The sequence below is a fragment of the Flavobacterium sp. genome (assembly GCF_035456085.1).
Taxonomy (GTDB): Bacteria; Bacteroidota; Bacteroidia; order Flavobacteriales; family Flavobacteriaceae; genus Flavobacterium.
Genome location: NZ_DATIDY010000146.1, coordinates 1 through 17,429, shown reverse-complemented (window position 1 = coordinate 17,429; position 17,429 = coordinate 1). Strand labels below are relative to the sequence as shown.

The window sequence follows — 17,429 nt, the reverse complement described above, 5'->3', positions numbered from 1 at the left end:
GAAAGTAGAGGTTTTTTGGTTTTTTTGCCAAAAATAGCCCTGTTACATATCATTATAAGCATCTTGTGTTTTGCAAGATGCTTTTTTTATTTGCTAAAACAGCCTTCTTATCAAGGTTTAAAGGATTCCTGAATCCACTTTTTTTGGTTTTTTTTAACCTTATTTTTTACAATTATTCAGCATTTTCGTAAATAAGATGACATAAATCAGCTATGAATCTTGTAACTATCCGTATATTTGGGCTTCTTTAAAAAAAAATCAAATTATGGACTTTATATACCAGGATCCTTATCCTATTTTAAAAGACGATACCCAATACCGTAAAATTACTTCCGATTTTGTAAAAGTTGAAAAACTAGGCGACAGAGAAATTCTGACAGTTGATCCAAAAGGATTAGAATTATTGGCTCAGGAAGCATTAAAAGATGTTTCGTTTATGCTAAGAACTTCTCATTTGGAAAAATTAAAAGCAATTTTGGATGATCCGGAAGCAACAGACAATGACCGTTTTGTCGCTTACAATTTATTGCAAAACGCAGTCGTTGCTATTGATGGAGAATTGCCATCTTGCCAAGACACTGGAACTGCAATTGTAATGGCCAAAAAAGGCGAAAATGTGTATACCGGAGTTGATGATGCCGAGTGGTTGTCAAAAGGGATTTTTAATACGTACCAAGAACGCAATCTTCGTTATTCTCAAATCGTACCAATCTCGATGTTTGAAGAGAAAAATTCAGGTTCGAATCTTCCTGCTCAAATTGATATTTATGCTAAAAAAGGAGCTTCGTATGAATTTCTTTTTTTAGCTAAAGGTGGAGGTTCTGCCAACAAAACGTATTTATACCAACAAACGAAATCTTTATTGAATGAAAAATCATTAGACGCTTTCATTCGTGCCAAAATAATGGATTTAGGAACTTCCGCGTGTCCGCCATATCATTTGGCTTTAGTAATTGGAGGAACTTCGGCAGAAGCGAATTTGGCTGCTGTTAAAAAAGCATCTGCTGGTTATTTTGATAATTTGCCAACAACCGGAAACATGGCTGGTCAGGCTTTCCGTGATTTGGAGTGGGAGAAAAGAGTACAATTAATTTGCCAACAAAGCGCCATTGGAGCACAATTTGGCGGGAAATATTTCACACATGATGTTCGTGTAATTCGTTTGCCACGTCACGCTGCTTCTTGTCCGGTTGGTTTGGGAGTTTCATGTTCGGCAGATAGAAATATCAAAGGAAAAATTACTAAAGACGGAATTTTTGTTGAACAATTGGAAGTAAATCCAAAACGATTGTTACCAGCAACACCGCCACATTTGGAAGAAGCTGTTGAGGTAGATTTGAATCAACCAATGGCTGATATTTTGAAAAAATTATCTCAATATCCAATCAAAACTCGTTTGAAGCTAAACGGAACTTTGATTGTGGCTCGTGATATTGCGCATGCTAAAATCAAAGAATTATTGGATGCTGGTAAACCAATGCCGGAATACTTTAAAAATCACCCAATTTATTATGCCGGTCCTGCAAAAACGCCAGACGGAATGGCTTCAGGAAGTTTTGGGCCAACAACTGCGGGCCGTATGGATGTGTATGTTGAGGAGTTCCAAAAAAATGGCGGAAGTATGGTTATGCTTGCCAAGGGAAATAGAACCAAAGATGTAATGAATGCCTGTAAAACTTACGGCGGATTCTATTTGGGTTCTATCGGAGGTCCTGCGGCGATCTTGGCAAAAGAAAACATTCTTTCCGTTGAGGTAGTTGATTTTGAAGAATTAGGAATGGAAGCTGTTCGTAAAATCACTGTCAAAGACTTCCCAGCGTTTATTATTACTGATGATAAAGGGAATGATTTTTTTGCAAATTTGTAGACAAAATAAAATTAAAATAAACAAAAGACCGTCAAGTAATTGGCGGTCTTTGTATTTTAATATTTTAGGGATATTTAATAACTTTTCGCTTGTACTTCTTTCAATTCAATATCTTTCAAAGCTTTACTGTCTTTTATCGATAAGTCACTAACATTCTTTAGCATAAGCAAAGAAGCATTGGAGCCTCTATCAACTGTTACATTTCGTAATTTTATACCTTTTATATCCGTAAAAATCATTGCTGGGCGTTTTTCATTGCCTATCAAATAAAGATTAATGTTGCTTAATTCCATGTTTTTTACATGGCGAACGAATAAACCATAAGCAGGAATAACACCGAATTTTTGTGGTTCAGGATATCCTTTTTCAAATTCTGGAACCTCTTGCTGAATATTGGTTACTGAGGAGTCCAATGGTTTGTACCAAATACTTATATTGCTCAGTCGAATATCTTCTATATCATGACCTGGAATACCACTGATAAGAGTTGCAAAACGAGAATCGGCATTATACACCGTAATATTACTAATGTTAATGCGACGTAAAGCACCTACTGGAGTACCGTCAGGAGCACGCATACGACCTCCCAATCTTAAAAATATTGGCGAATTTATAATATCCCGCATGCTGATATTGGTAATAGTAACATCTTCTAAGATTCCTCCATCGACTGTTTCGAGGGCGAATCCACGGCAATATTCGAACACGCAATTGTTTATCGTGATGTTTTTGAAACCGCCATTGGATTCGGTTCCAAACTTTATGCGGCCTGTTGGTCCTTCTTTGTCGGGAACAAGATCTGCTTCATTACGTTGATAGGTTCCGTTATAAAAAGTACCACGGTCAAAACCGCTTACACTACAATTTGTTATTGTTACATTTTCGGTTGGTCGGGCATAACCAAGTGCATAAGAACTTTTGAGACAAATACCATCATCCCAAGGAGAATTGACACTACAATTAGATATGCGAACATTTTTACAACAGTCAATATCAATGGCATCTCGGTTTGTGTCAATCTTGAGATTATCGATAGTTAAGTTATCTACTCCAGTAGCTAAAATTCCGAAATGTCCGCCGTAAAGTATTGTAAAATCCTTCAGTATTACGTTGCGACATAATTTCAAAGCAATGGCTTTATTACCAATTGGAGCTTTGTGTGGGCCTTCTCTTGTTAGTCCTTTTCCAAAAATTATTCCTGGTCCAAGAATGGAAACATCTTCCAAATTTTCGCCCCATATCAAACTATTGTGCCAATTACTGTGTCCAAAATCCTGAAAATTATTGTCGACAACAAGTTCTGGCGGATCATAGCCCACATCTCCAGAAGGCGACGCAGCCAAAATAGTCGCACCCTGATCTAAATAAAGCGTGATGTGACTTTGTAGATGAATGGAATAACTGAGATAAATGCCAGCAGGAAAATAAACGGTGCCTCCGCCAGCTTTTACGGCTGCATTTATAGTGTTGTTGATGGCTTCGGTATCCAGCGTTTTGCTATCACCAGTTGCTCCGAAAGTTTTGACATTAAAAACAATATCTGGCGAAGCCTGAATGCTATCAAAGCTCATAATGCAAATGAGACAGTAAATTAGCCTGATAATATTGACAAAGTATTTCATTGAATTTAATAGACTGAAAAAATTATACTTTGACAAGATATTAATTGCATCAGAATTCTTTATCCTGTAGTATCCCGTACCCGAAATGCTCTAAATTAATTTTGAATGTTAATTGTGTATCTTCTTTCTTGGTTAATGTTTTGTGTTTATTTTGTATTTACATCGATTTCGTTGATAATTTCACATTTTTTTTAGAATTTTAAAATTTAATACTTATTTAAAAATTATATCTTTGACATTCTTTCAAAAACAATTAAAAAAAAGAATCATGAAGACTTTAAATAATTTTGATTTTAATAATAAAAAGGCAATAATAAGAGTTGATTTTAATGTTCCTTTAGATGAAAATTTTAATGTAACCGATACCAATCGTATCGAAGCTGCAAAGCCAACTATTGATTATATTTTGGCTAATGGTGGAAGCGTTATTTTGATGTCACACTTAGGTAGACCAAAAGGGGCTCAAGATAAATATTCATTAAAGCACATTCTAAAAACAACTTCTGATATTTTAGGAGTTCCAGTTCAATTTGCTGCAAATTGTGTTGGACCTGAAGCTCAGGAAGCTGCTAAAAATTTGAAACCAGGTCAGGTTTTATTATTAGAAAATTTACGTTTTCATGAAGAAGAAGAAGCTGGAGATGTAGCTTTCGCTAAGGAATTGGCTTCTCTTGGAGATATTTATGTAAACGATGCTTTTGGTACAGCTCACAGAGCACATGCTTCGACTACAATTATCGCACAATTTTTCCCAGAAAATAAGTGTTTCGGAACTTTATTGGCTAAAGAAATTGAAAGCTTGAATAAAGTTTTGAAAAACAGTGAAAAACCAGTAACTGCTGTTCTTGGAGGTTCTAAAGTTTCTTCTAAAATTACGGTTATCGAAAATATTTTGGACAAAGTTGACCACATGATTATTGGTGGTGGAATGACTTTTACTTTTATAAAAGCTTTGGGTGGAAATGTTGGTGATTCTATCTGTGAATTAGACAAATTAGATTTAGCTCTTGATATTTTAAAACAGGCTAAAGAAAAAGGAGTTCAAATCCACATTCCTGTTGATGTAGTTGCTGCAGACGATTTTGCAAATACAGCAAATACGCAAGTTGTTGATGTAAATCAAATTCCTGAGGGATGGCAAGGTCTTGACGCAGGTCCAAAATCTTTGGAAAACTTCGAAAAGGTAATTTTGGATTCTAAAACAATCCTTTGGAACGGACCATTGGGAGTTTTCGAAATGGAAACATTTGCAAAAGGAACTATCGCTTTGGGTAATTTCATCGCTGCTGCTACCAAAAATGGTGCTTTCTCTCTTGTTGGTGGTGGAGATTCAGTTGCTGCTGTAAAACAATTCGGTTTTGAAGAAAAAATGAGTTACGTTTCTACTGGTGGTGGTGCCATGTTAGAAATGCTTGAAGGTAGAACTCTACCAGGAATTGCTGCTATTTTAGAATAATAGAAATTTTAATATAAAACTAATTCTAACTTTTAGTAATTGTAATAAAAGTTAGCTGAATTAAATAAAATAAGCCTTAAGTTGCATTTTTTGCAGCTTAAGGCTTTATTTTTATGTACATTGTACTTTAAATCAATATTTTGCGTTATAACATTAATTTAAAATTTTTTTTCTAAAAAAGCGACTTATTTTTCTTCTAGCTTATTTTTTTAAAGCCTTATAGTTGTTCGCTTCTCTTTAGATTTTAGTTTTTTTATAAAAACATTAATTATTTTTTTGAAATCAATTACTTACACTTTATAAAAAATTAGGTTAAATGTCGGTTATTTTTGTATATTTAACACTTTTTAGGACTCTAAATTAGAAAATACATTTTAAGTTTGCGAAACTTTATTTGTAATTGTTTGGATAATAGCAAATTAAATCTATGTTTATGAAATTGAAAAAGGCCTCCACTTTGTTGTTTTTATTGTTTTCTCTTTGTGCATTTTCTCAGAATACTGTAGAAAATTCAGAAATTGTAACTGTTCAAAAGCCAATATCGTTCTTAGACTCTATTAAAGGTTCGTTCGTTCATTATGATCATACTGTCAAAAGTGATAGTTTATGGATGAACCAAATAGGAAATTCATTAGATATTTATAATGATTTAGCTAATGAAATCAATACTGTAAATGTTGATAAAGACATAGACAAAGAATTGCCTACAGAATTGCTGAAGAAAAGATTGGCAGAAATGGATGCTAAATCCCCTTTCGATATTACCTACAATCAAGGTCTAGAAAACCTGATAAAATCTTTCCTTAAAAACAGAAAAAAAGCTTTCGCCAACCAGATGGCAGTTGCGGAATATTATTTCCCAATTTTCGAAGAAGCTTTAGCCAAACAAAATATTCCTTTAGAAATTAAATATTTAGCTGTTGTAGAATCAGCATTAAATCCAAAAGCTGTATCAAGAGTTGGAGCTACTGGTTTGTGGCAATTTATGTATAATACAGGAAAACAATACAATTTAAATATTGATTCTTACATAGACGAACGAGCAGATCCTTTGAAAGCATCGGCTGCAGCTGCGCAATATATGACCAATATGTTCGCTCTTTTTAGTGATTGGAATTTGGTTTTGGCTTCGTATAATTCTGGACCAGGAAATGTAAATAAAGCAATACGACGTTCTGGAGGCCAGCAGAATTTCTGGGACATCAAAAAGTTTTTACCTTTAGAAACCCAAGGTTATGTTCCCGCTTTTCTTGCTACAATGTATATTTACGAATATCATAAAGAGCATGGAATTGTTCCTAAAAAAGCTTTGGTTCGACATTTTGCTACCGATACGGTAATGGTAAAAAAAGAAATGTCTTTTAAACAAATTTCAAATTTATTAGATATTCCGGTTGAACAATTAGAGGCATTAAATCCATGTTATAAGAGAAATGTGATTCCTAGTTATACTGATAAAAATCATTACTTGACACTTCCTTCTTGTAAAGTCGGCATATTTACTTCAAATGAAGATAAAATATACGCTTATATTGATTATGAAAAAGAACAAAAGGAAAATCTGAATCAAAATAAAAAAGCAGTTTTTAGAAAAGATTCTACTGCTTTGGCCTCAAATAGTAATGTAAAATACTACAAAGTTAAGCGAGGTGATAATTTAAGTATAATAGCCAAGAACAATAATGTTGCCATTTCAGACCTGAAAAAATGGAATTACATTAAAGGTAATTTTGTAACTCCTGGCAAATCATTAAAAATAGTTATTGACAAAGAAGTTGATTCAAGCGCAGCCTTGGCTTCCAAAGTGGATAAAAGTAAAGCAGTTGTTGTAAAAGACAATACAAATGTAGCAACTACAGAAACGAAAACTACAGTTGATAAAAAAGATAGTCTAGTTGCAAATACAACCAATTTTTATGTTGTTCAAAAAGGAGATAACCTTAATACGATAGCTAAAAAATACAATACTACAGTTACAGAGATTAAAGAATGGAATCATTTAAGTTCTACAAATGTAAAATTAGGTGTCTCATTACAAGTAAGTCCTACAGTTATTCCAACTGCTGAAGCTGCTGTTGCTGAAGTGATTCCAGTAGTGGCTCCAGAGCTTAGAGACATTCAATATGAAGTGCATAAAGGGGATAATCTTGGATCTATTGCCAAAAAATTTGGTTCATCAATCAATGATTTAATGCAATGGAATAATTTACACTCTAATAATATTGCTGTTGGAAATGTCTTAATAGTTGCTAAAAATGAAATTGCAATTACAGTCAATAATGCAAGTGTAGATACATTCAAAAAAAGAGATCCTAATACTTCTAAAAATGATGATATCAATTATTTAGTTCAAAAGGGTGATTCTTTGTTTAGTATTTCTAAAAAATATCCTGGTGTAACAGTTTCAGATTTGAAAAAATGGAACAACATTTCTGGAGACGATTTAAAACCTGGTATGGGTTTAAAAATTAAAGGATAGACTTCTTAAATTTCATCTTAATGTTTAGAAAATTCACTGTTGTTTTTGCATTTCTTTTGCTTCTAAATTCATGTGCAGTTCACGAAAAAAACTTTTCAGAAAACGATTGGTACGCTTTTATTAAAACCAGTAAAGAAAGAATCAGTCCATCAAAAGTTTACGAGTTTAACGATGGAATGATTAGAATGTATGGCGAGAATATAGGTTACTTAATGACCAATAAAAGCTATAAAAATTTCGAATTGAGTCTGGAATTCAGATGGAATATCGATGAGAAATATAATAAAAGCAAAGGCAAAAAAAATAGCGGTGTGATGTACAATATTCCTGTATATTCACCAGATAATATTTGGCCAAAAGGAATTCAATTTCAAATAAAACAAAATACAACGGGTGACTTCATCTTTTTGGATAATATCACAGCCGTAGTAAATGGAAAATTGGTAGAAGCAGGAGCAAGTGTAACTTCGCCTAAATTTGCCGAAAACGAAAAACCTTACGGAGAATGGAATCAGGTTTTGATTCGCTCATTCAACGGCAAAATCACTCAATATTTAAATGGAAAATTGGTAAACGAATGTGTAGAAGCTTCTTCCAAAGAAGGTAAAATTTCTTTAAATTATGAAGGTTCACCAATCGATTTTAGAAATATCCACTTAAAAAACATTTCTAAAGAAGAAAAGTAAAATTTTCAAAAGGCTTTTTTTATTTTTGGTGATAATTATTCATTCAATCAATGTATAAAAAGCTTCTTTTATTTTGTGTTTTCCTCTCACTTTCATTCTTTTCCTGTAAAAAAGAGGAGAACAATATGCCTAGAAAATCGTCTGGGGAAATCAACACTATTTCGGTAGTTATTGATGACCAGTTATGGAATGGTATCGTTGGCGATAGTATCCGAAATAAATTTGCCAGTCCGGTTGAAGGGTTATCCAAAGAAGAACCTCGTTTTGATATCAATCAATTTCCTATTGATGTTATGGAAGGTTTTGTTACCAAAAGCAGAACCATAATTGTTGTAAAAGAAAGTACCAAGAATTATTTTGCCATTAAAAAAGACCAATATGCTACGCCTCAAACAGTAGTTCATATAACAGGAAAAAGTCTGGCGGACATTCTAAAAATCATTGAAAAAAGAACTCCACAGATTATCAAAATCATTGAAGAAGGAGAAATAAAAGCGCATCAACAATTGCTAAATGATTCAGTACTTGATGCAGAAATTATACAGCAGCAATTTCAATTAACATTAAAAATTCCAAAAAAATATACTTATGTCTTAAAGAATAAGAGTTTTATTTGGTTGAAAAAGGAGTTTCAAAGCGGCAGTAACAGTTTGATAATTTCGCAACTTCCGCTGAGCCTTATCAATTCCGAAGATAATGTTTTGGAAAAAGTAATAAAAGTACATGATTCTATAGGAGCATTGTACATCAAAGGCAAGGAGCGTACCTCGAGTTTATACATAGACAAATCATACCCGCTTTATTTATCGCAACTTACTCTCGATGGAAAACCAGCTTACGAAATTAAAGGAGTATGGCGTACCAAGGACAACTTCATGTTTGGAGCTTTCGCCAATTATCTAATTGTAGATTCTAAAAACAAAAGAATCGTTTATTTAGATGGGTTTTGCTATGTTCCTTCGCAAGACAGGCGGGATTATATGCATGAATTGGAATCGATTATTAAAGGCATAAAGATAAATTGATAGTATTCGGCGTAGAGGTTTATATTTGCGTTTTCTTTTAAATTATAAAAATGTCAATAGAATGGAAAATAAAGCCTTTTGAGGCTTTAACTGTAAATGAATTATACGATATACTCGAATTGCGAAGTAAGATCTTTGTAGTGGAGCAAAATTGTGTCTATCTTGATTTGGATGGAAAGGATAAAGTCGCTTTACACCTTTACGGAATTTATGAAGACAAAATTGTAGCACATGCGCGACTTTTCCGATCAGGGATTACTTTTGACACAGCTTCTATCGGGAGAGTAGTTGTCGATGCAGATTATAGAGACCGTAAATGGGGATTTGATTTAATGACAGAAGCTATTGCAGGTATTTTGGAACATTTTGGCGAAAGCCAAATAACGATTGGCGCTCAATTGTATCTCAAGAAATTCTACGAAAAGTTAGGCTTTGTCCAAACTAGCGAAATGTATCTTGAAGATGATATTCCGCATATCAAAATGGTAAAGAACTGATTTATTCAAGCTTACTTGTAAAGAAACACCAATCATCAATCAAAAACAGAGGCACTTTAAGATGAACATTTTAGTTATTTACAGTCACCCAAGTCAAAAGTCTTATACATTTCAAGTTTTACAACAGCTAAAAACTGTTGTGGAAAAGGAAAATTGGAATATGGAAATCTCGGATTTGTACGCAATGAATTTTCAAAGTGACATGTCTGCAGAGGAATATGAAAGGGAAGGTTTTGCTAAAACTGAATTGTCTATTGCAAGTGATGTTGTGGAAGAACATAGAAAAATTGAACAGGCAGATTGCATTATTTTCCTTTATCCTGTTTGGTGGAGCGATTGTCCGGCAAAGCTCAAAGGTTGGTTTGACAGAGTATATTCAGTTGGATATGCTTATAAACAACAACCGAATTTACCGAAAATGAAAACTATAAAATATGGTCTTGTAATTTGTACAGCTGGACACCCAAACGAATTTCTAAACGAAATTGGAATGGCACAAAGTATGCAGACCATTATGTTAGAGGATAGATTAGGAATGCGCTTTGAACATAAAGAAATGATTATACTTGGAGGAACATTAGATATCGAAAATGTTCAGGAATCTCATAAAGTTGTCATTGAAAGATTAGCAAATAAAATAAAAGAGTACTGTCTTTAATTTTCAAACCTTTAATGTAAAAGGCGCGAATTTTTTTTAGTATTTTTATAAAACACTATAAAATAACAACTTACAATAAGCAGGTAACTTTAAATTTTAAACGACTAAAAACGATGGGAAATAAAAAAGAGTTATTGAAAGAAGAAAGCGATGTGTTGCTGAAAGTATTGAAAGAACGTTTTGAAAAAAATACTTCAAGACACGAAGGTATTCAGTGGAATGCTGTTCAGGCCAAACTGGAAGCTAATCCTTTAAAATTATGGTCATTAAATGAAATGGAAGCAACTGGTGGCGAACCTGATGTTGTAGGATATGATAAAAACACTGGTGAATACATTTTCTTCGATTGCTCTCCTGAAAGCCCATCGGGAAGACGAAGTTTCTGTTATGACCGTAAAGCTCTTGATGGAAGAAAAGAAAATAAGCCCAAAAACAGCGTAATTGATGTTGCTGATGCCATGGGAATTGAACTTTTATCCGAAGAACAATATCGAGAACTGCAAAAACTTGGCAAGTTTGATAACAAGACGTCCAGTTGGATAAGAACGCCTGATAACATTAGAGAACTTGGTGGCGCGATTTTCGCAGATTTCAGATATGGAACAGTATTTGTATACCACAATGGTGCCGACTCCTATTATGCAGCTAGAGGTTTTAGAGGTTCATTGAGAGTCTAAACGCGACAAAAAAATGCCCAAACTTGCTTTTTTTCGCGAAGGCGCAAAGACACAAAGTTTGGAACCGATTTCTTAGCGCCTTTGAGAGAGCCATATTTATGCTGTTTAGAAAAAACTTCTAAGGAAACCCTTAAGCTTTTAAGTGACTTTATATGATTTATATCTTAAATGATTAAAGACTTCTTAAATTTTCAAAATCGCATTATACTCAGCAGTTGTATTTAAAATACTAACTGCTTTTTTTATTTCAGGATTGTTTTTAATGTAATAATCATAAAGTCCTTCCTGGTATTGATAACGTTTGATGATTTCATCCAACAATAATCCTTTTATTTCCTTTTGATTTTTATCTAATAAAGCATTCTCCGATTTTTGCAGAGTAGCCAGAAGCTGTTGGTATTCAACGGCAATAGATTCGTCCAGTTTTTCTTTTTTGGCTGTTTCCAAAGTGTTTTTCAAAGCAATTTCAGTCTCTGTATCAAAAGAGAATCTTTGCGCTTTCAAAAATTGTTTGAAATCAGCATAATCCGCATCAGTCAGTACAGGAATTTTTGTTCCTAAATTTGGATTTTTATAATAATATTTAGTGGCATAATCAAAAATACCATCATTTTTCAAAAGCGCATTTGCAATTGGACTTGTTTTGGTTTCTTCCATTTCGATATCTGGCAAAATCCCGCCACCATCATAAACGGTTCTTCCTTTTCGGGTTTTAAAAGCATTATAATTTTTGGCATCAGTTCTGGTCGCCAAACCATTTTTGTCTTTATGCGCATAATCCAAAGCCTGAATACATCTTCCCGAAGGCGTGTAATAACGTGAAATGGTAACTTTCAGCTGAGTTCCATAAGTTAATTCTACAGGTCTTTGAACCAATCCTTTTCCAAAACTACGACTTCCCAAAACTACGGCACGATCCAGATCCTGTAAAGCTCCCGAAACAATTTCTGAGGCTGAGGCACTTCTTCCATTTACCAAAATTACTAGTGGAATGTTAGTATCTACAGGTTCCTGAGTGGTTTTGTAAGTGTTGTTATGTTTTTCAATTTTAGATTTGGTGGTAACTATAATTTCATTTCTAGGTACAAAGAGATTGCAAATATTTACAGCTTCATTCAGTAATCCACCAGGATTTCCTCTTAAATCCAAGACGATTCTTTCGGCGCCTTGTTTTTTTAATTGTTCCAATGCTTCTCTGGTTTCAGTAGATGCTTTTTTGTTAAAGTGAGCCAAAACGATATAACCTGTTTTGTCATCAATTTTGGCAAAATAAGGAACCGATTTGATTTCGACTTCGTCTAAAACAATAACAGTGGAGTAAGGTTTACCCTGACGAATGTATTTTACGTCGATTTTAGTATTTTTTGATCCTTTAAAAAGTTGTGAAGCATCATCTTTAAAATCCGCCAAAGGAGTATCGCCAATCTGAATAATTTCGTCTCCAGCTTTTAATCCCGCTTTATCGGCAGGAAAATTTTTATAAGGTTCTTTTAAGATTAATTTGTCGTTTTCGCGAGTGATTAAAGCTCCAATGCCAGTATATTCGCCAGTATTATTGATTTTAAATTTAAGTACTTCTTGTTCGTTAAAATAAACAGTATAAGGATCAAGAGTGCTCAACATTCCTTTGACAGCGTTGTTCATCAACTCCGCCGGTGTGGTTTCGTCAACATAATTTTTGTTCAATTCTTTGAACAGAGTTGTGAAAATCTCCAATTGTTTGGCAATCTCAAAATAATCATCTTTAAAACTAACTCCAACAAATAAAAATGCAGAAGCAACAACAGGAATAATGACTTTTTTTTGGAAAAATTTCGTTCTCATTTTCAGCAGGATTGATTTTATTGTACTAAAATAAGAATTTAATACAATAATGTTTTCTTAAAAAATAGTTTAGTTTTTAAATTCTAAAAAGAATAATTGACTTCTAATTAAAATTACTTCAGATTTGCAGATTTTTTTAATTCAGATTATAAAAAATCGTCGAATTGGATGTAAAATTTAGTTATTGAATATTGTTTTCTTTCTTATCAGCATTTTTAATCTGTAATACAAATTTTTCAAACAACTGAATGGTTTTGGTATTTATTTCCTCAAATGTCAAACGGTCTTTACATTGGTAGAAAAACATAAATGAATACGGTTGATCCATATTGTCTAAAAGCAAATGTTTGTTAAGTCTATACGTTTCACGCAATACACGTTTGAAATAATTGCGATCTACCGCTTTTTTGAAATATTTTTTGGAAACCGAAACACCAATTTTTATTTTTTCACCTTCGCCAAAAGTTCCTGGATTATAAACCAATCGCAACGGATATTTAGCAACCGATTTGCCTTCGGTAAATAATAATCCAATAGTGATTTTGCTTTTTAGTTTTTCGTTTTTAGGATAGGTAAAATTCATTTTATAAATCGGCGCTGTTATATTGAAGCAAAGGTACAATTAAACGTTAAATGGCATAATTGTTCGGGTTTAAAATTGAACACTAAAAGGGGATTTATTATTTTTGTACATAATTTAATAACTAATGAACAAGATTTTATTATATCCTATAACTGCAATTTATTATGCTGTTTATTTTATTGTAATGTGTGTCATGCATCCATTTCAGTGGCTCGCTTTCAAGATTTTTGGTGACAAAGGATTGACGAATGCTTTTAATTTTGTTGCTTTTATAAGTTTAAAATGTAATCATCTTTTAGGAACTAGATTTACATTTGAAAATAGAGAATTAATTCCAAAAAACGTTCCTGTTATATTCGTTGCCAATCATCAGAGTTTATTGGATACCGCCGGAATTATTTGGTATTTGAGAAAATTTAATGTCCTTTTTGTAACCAAACAGGAACTTGCAAAAGGAATACCGTGTGTTTCTTATTTTTTACGCAACGCAAAATATGTTCTAATTGATCGAAATAATCCCAAACAGGCCATTCCAAAAATAAAATCTTTATCAGAATATATTGAAAAAGAAAATTATTCAGCGGTCATTTTCCCTGAAGGCACGCGTAGCAAAACTGGCAAACCAAAAGAATTTGCCGAAAGCGGACTTAAAATCTTATGTAAATACGCCCCATCAGCTTATGTTGTCCCGATAAGTATTAATGATTCCTGGAAAGTGTATCGTTATGGTTATTTTCCTTTAAGTGTGGGGAACCATCTTGTATTTACGGTTCATCAGCCACTTAAAGTTAGCGATTTTTCATTTGATGAAATAATGAAAAAGACTAAACAAGCTATCGTCGAAGGAGTAAAAGTTTAAAATAAAATAAGTTAATTATCGTTTTATTTTTATTAAAAATAAAGGATAAGAATTAATGAAAAATACAGCTGTTTCCGCAAACAGCTGCAAATACAGTATATATTTATTACTTTTGTGGCAAATTTAATAGTATGCAGAAGTTAATTTCGTATCCCTTATCTTTTATTGTTCTAATATTAGTGCTGTTGACTTTGGTGATTTTTCACCCAATTCAATGGATTTGTTTAAACGTATTTGGTTATCAAGCTCATAAAAAAAGTGTTGATTATCTGAACTTTGTACTGCTGAAAATCGTTATTATATTAGGAACGACTTTTAGTTTTAAAAATAGAGAAAGTATCCCGAAAGGCGTACCTATTATTTTTGTAGCGAATCATCAGAGTTTGTATGATATCATTATGTGTATTTGGTATTTAAGAAGATTTCATCCAAAATTTGTCAGTAAAAAAGAATTAGCAAATGGAATTCCAAGTGTATCTTATAATTTAAGACATGGTGGATCTGTAGTTATTGACAGAAAAGACCCAAAACAAGCCATTCCAGCTATCAAAAAAATAGGTGAATATATAGAAAAACATAAACGTTCTGCAGTAATTTTTCCAGAAGGGACGCGTAGTCGCAACGGAAAACCAAAAGAATTTGCACAAACAGGATTGAAAATTCTTTGTAAAAATGCACCCTCAGCTTATATAGTTCCCATAAGTATTAATAATTCATGGAAACTAGTAAAATACGGAACTTTCCCTTATGGTTTGGGAAATCGTATTACCTTTGTAGTACACGAAGCGTTTGCAGTAAAAGATTTTGAATTTAGTGATATCATGCAAAAGACCGAATCGGCTATTGTAAACGGAATAATAACCTAATAAAACCCCACATAATGTCTATAAAAAACATTCGTCTAGAAGTAATGCAATTTCTGGAAAATAAGGTAGAGAGTTTTGTTGACTCATACTTGATACCTGTAGAGAAAATTTGGCAACCTTCTGACTTTTTACCAAACTCAGAGAGCGATAACTTCCTTGAAGAAGTGAAAGAGCTTAGAGAAATTTCCAAAGATTTACCTTATGATTTTTGGGTAGCGATGGTAGGAGATATGATTACCGAAGAAGCACTTCCAACATACGAAAACTGGTTGATGGAAGTAGAAGGAGTCGATAACGAAGGAAGAAATGGTTGGTCCAAATGGGTACGTCAATGGACAGGTGAAGAGAATCGTCATGGTGATTTGTTGAATAAATATTTGTATTTGTCAGGTCGTGTAAACATGCGCGAAATCGAAATGACAACTCAACATTTAATCAATGATGGTTTCGACATTGGAACAGGTAGAGATCCTTACAAAAACTTTGTTTATACAAGTTTTCAAGAGTTAGCTACTTATATTTCCCATAATCGTGTGTCACAGTTGGCCAAAAGCTACGGAGATAAGAAATTATCCAAAATGTGTAAAATGATTGCCGGCGACGAAATGCGTCATCATCATGCATATAGTCATTTTGTTACCGAAATCTTCAAAATTGACCCAAGCGAAATGATGTTGGCTTTTCAATATATGATGAAAGCTAAAATTGTGATGCCTGCTCATTTCTTAAGAGAATCTGGTGAAAAAATAAGTTCAGCTTTCGTTCATTTTTCAGATTCTGCACAACGAATCGGTGTATATACAGCTAGTGATTATGTTGATATCATGCAAAAATTAATCGAGAAGTGGGAAATTGATAAAATTACCAGTTTAACAGATGAAGCCGAAAAAGCTCGTGATTTCTTAATGAAGTTACCAGGAAGAATGGCCAAAATATCTGAAAGATTAGTAATTCCTACTGAGTCATTCCAATTTAAATGGGTCGAACCAGCAAGATTGTAATTTTTGATTTCAGAATTTAGAATGCAGATTTCAGATTTGATTGACTCTTGAAATAGACATTGACTTTTGAAATCGATTCTTCAAATTAAAATTAATACAGCTGATTTTTGAGGTTTAAACTTTAAAAATCAGCTTTTTTTATAAGCAATAATAAATGAGTAATCAGGATTTAATAAACAAAACCATTCTTTTTGTAAAAGAAAAATTAGCCAATGCCGAAGGTGGTCACGATTGGTTTCATATTCAAAGGGTTTATAAAAATGCATTATTAATTGCGAAAGGCGAAAACTGTGATGAAATAGTAGTTAAACTTGGAGCTTTGCTTCATGATATTGCCGATAGTAAATTTCATGACGGTGATGAAACTGTTGGGCCTAAAATTGCAAGAGATTTTTTGGAAAGTGAAGGAGTTTCTCAAGCTATAATTGAACATGTTATTCAAATCATAAATAACATCTCTTTTAAGGGAGGAAATAACGAAAAGGTATTCTCATCTATCGAATTGGATATTGTTCAGGATGCGGATCGTTTAGATGCTATTGGAGCTATCGGAATTGCCAGAGCATTCAATTATGGTGGATTTAAAAACCGTGCGATGTATGATCCTCAAATTGCGCCAAAATTGCGAATGACAAAGGAAGAATATAAAAACAGCCAGGCACCTACAATAAATCACTTTTACGAAAAGTTATTGTTGTTAAAGGACAAAATGAATACGCAAACTGCAAAACAAATTGCTCAGGAAAGACATAAATATATGCAAGGATTTTTGGGACAATTTTATGCGGAATGGGAAGGTGAATTGTAGATACGTTGCACTGCAACGTCTCTACCGTATGCAGAAATTTAAAATTAAATAGTCATGTCAAATAACAATTTAAAAAGTTCAGAAGCAGATATGCTTATTAGAAAACCTATTTCAGAAGTTTTTCAAGCATTTATTGATCCTGAAGTGACCAAACATTTTTGGTTTACAAAAGGCAGTAGCAAACTTGAGGTTGGTAAGTCGGTAATTTGGACATGGGAAATGTATAATTTCTCTACCAAAGTAGTGGCAAAAGAAATTATTCCGAATCAAAAAATAACCATTGATTGGTTTACTTCAGACAACCCTTCAGCATTAGAAAATCCAACAACTGTAGATTTTAATTTCAAAACCTTAAGCGATGGTTCAACTTTCGTAAGTATTAAACATTATGGTTTTGATAAAACAGGAGACGAATTATTAGAAACAATTAAAGATTCAACTGGCGGATTCACCATTGTTTTGGCGGGACTCAAAGCTTATTTGGAACATGGTATCAACTTGAATCTTATTCTTGACAAATT

16 protein-coding genes are annotated in these 17,429 nt (G+C 33.1%); 13 read left to right on the top strand and 3 right to left on the bottom strand.

Annotation, left to right across the window (positions count from 1 at the left end; all coding sequences use genetic code 11):
- The first annotated feature begins 265 nt into the window (after window positions 1-265).
- A complete protein-coding gene (locus tag VLC96_RS11485; RefSeq protein WP_325263066.1) occupies window positions 266-1,867 on the top strand; it encodes a fumarate hydratase in 1,602 nt (533 codons plus the stop codon).
- A gap of 74 nt (window positions 1,868-1,941) precedes the next feature.
- Here VLC96_RS11485 and VLC96_RS11480 read toward each other — a convergent pair whose 3' ends face one another.
- A complete protein-coding gene (locus tag VLC96_RS11480) occupies window positions 1,942-3,438 on the bottom strand; it encodes a rhamnogalacturonidase (RefSeq protein WP_325263065.1) in 1,497 nt (498 codons plus the stop codon).
- A gap of 319 nt (window positions 3,439-3,757) precedes the next feature.
- On the opposite strand from VLC96_RS11480, the gene VLC96_RS11475 reads away from it, so the two are divergent.
- From VLC96_RS11475 to VLC96_RS11445, 7 genes are all read left to right on the top strand, one after another.
- Window positions 3,758-4,945, top strand: a complete 1,188-nt coding sequence (locus VLC96_RS11475) for a phosphoglycerate kinase (RefSeq protein ID WP_325263064.1) — start codon at window positions 3,758-3,760, stop codon at window positions 4,943-4,945.
- A 433-nt stretch (window positions 4,946-5,378) separates the two neighbouring features.
- Window positions 5,379-7,424 carry a LysM peptidoglycan-binding domain-containing protein gene (locus VLC96_RS11470; RefSeq protein WP_325263063.1) on the top strand — a complete coding sequence of 682 codons (2,046 nt, stop codon included), beginning with the start codon at window positions 5,379-5,381 and terminating at the stop codon, window positions 7,422-7,424.
- Between the two features lie 20 nt (window positions 7,425-7,444).
- Window positions 7,445-8,110, top strand: coding sequence for a 3-keto-disaccharide hydrolase (locus tag VLC96_RS11465; protein WP_325263062.1), 666 nt, complete (start codon window positions 7,445-7,447; stop codon window positions 8,108-8,110).
- Between the two features lie 125 nt (window positions 8,111-8,235).
- The gene (locus VLC96_RS11460) at window positions 8,236-9,135 is read left to right on the top strand and encodes a DUF4837 family protein (RefSeq protein WP_325263061.1); all 900 of its coding nucleotides are present in this window, start codon (window positions 8,236-8,238) and stop codon (window positions 9,133-9,135) included.
- A 50-nt stretch (window positions 9,136-9,185) separates the two neighbouring features.
- The gene (locus VLC96_RS11455; RefSeq protein WP_325263060.1) at window positions 9,186-9,632 is read left to right on the top strand and encodes a GNAT family N-acetyltransferase; all 447 of its coding nucleotides are present in this window, start codon (window positions 9,186-9,188) and stop codon (window positions 9,630-9,632) included.
- A gap of 61 nt (window positions 9,633-9,693) precedes the next feature.
- A complete protein-coding gene (locus tag VLC96_RS11450; RefSeq protein WP_325263059.1) occupies window positions 9,694-10,290 on the top strand; it encodes an NAD(P)H-dependent oxidoreductase in 597 nt (198 codons plus the stop codon).
- Between the two features lie 113 nt (window positions 10,291-10,403).
- Window positions 10,404-10,967, top strand: coding sequence for a DUF4256 domain-containing protein (locus VLC96_RS11445; protein WP_325263058.1), 564 nt, complete (start codon window positions 10,404-10,406; stop codon window positions 10,965-10,967).
- Between the two features lie 183 nt (window positions 10,968-11,150).
- Here VLC96_RS11445 and VLC96_RS11440 read toward each other — a convergent pair whose 3' ends face one another.
- Both VLC96_RS11440 and rnpA read right to left on the bottom strand, forming a co-directional pair.
- On the bottom strand, window positions 11,151-12,791 hold the full coding sequence (locus VLC96_RS11440; protein ID WP_325263057.1) for a S41 family peptidase: 1,641 nt from the start codon (window positions 12,789-12,791) through the stop codon (window positions 11,151-11,153).
- 181 nt (window positions 12,792-12,972) lie between these two features.
- A complete protein-coding gene (gene rnpA / locus VLC96_RS11435) occupies window positions 12,973-13,374 on the bottom strand; it encodes a ribonuclease P protein component (RefSeq protein WP_325263055.1) in 402 nt (133 codons plus the stop codon).
- A 124-nt stretch (window positions 13,375-13,498) separates the two neighbouring features.
- Between rnpA and VLC96_RS11430 the strand changes: the two genes are divergently transcribed.
- From VLC96_RS11430 to VLC96_RS11410, 5 genes are all read left to right on the top strand, one after another.
- Window positions 13,499-14,233, top strand: coding sequence for a lysophospholipid acyltransferase family protein (locus VLC96_RS11430; RefSeq protein WP_325263053.1), 735 nt, complete (start codon window positions 13,499-13,501; stop codon window positions 14,231-14,233).
- 131 nt (window positions 14,234-14,364) lie between these two features.
- A complete protein-coding gene (locus VLC96_RS11425; RefSeq protein WP_325263052.1) occupies window positions 14,365-15,099 on the top strand; it encodes a lysophospholipid acyltransferase family protein in 735 nt (244 codons plus the stop codon).
- Window positions 15,100-15,113: 14 nt separating this feature from the next.
- Window positions 15,114-16,100, top strand: a complete 987-nt coding sequence (locus VLC96_RS11420) for an acyl-ACP desaturase (RefSeq protein ID WP_325263050.1) — start codon at window positions 15,114-15,116, stop codon at window positions 16,098-16,100.
- 154 nt (window positions 16,101-16,254) lie between these two features.
- Window positions 16,255-16,908 (top strand): HD domain-containing protein, encoded by a 654-nt coding sequence (locus tag VLC96_RS11415; RefSeq protein ID WP_325263049.1) that lies wholly within the window; start codon window positions 16,255-16,257, stop codon window positions 16,906-16,908.
- A 54-nt stretch (window positions 16,909-16,962) separates the two neighbouring features.
- The coding region (locus VLC96_RS11410; RefSeq protein WP_325263048.1) for an SRPBCC family protein at window positions 16,963-17,429 on the top strand (467 nt) is incomplete at its 3' end.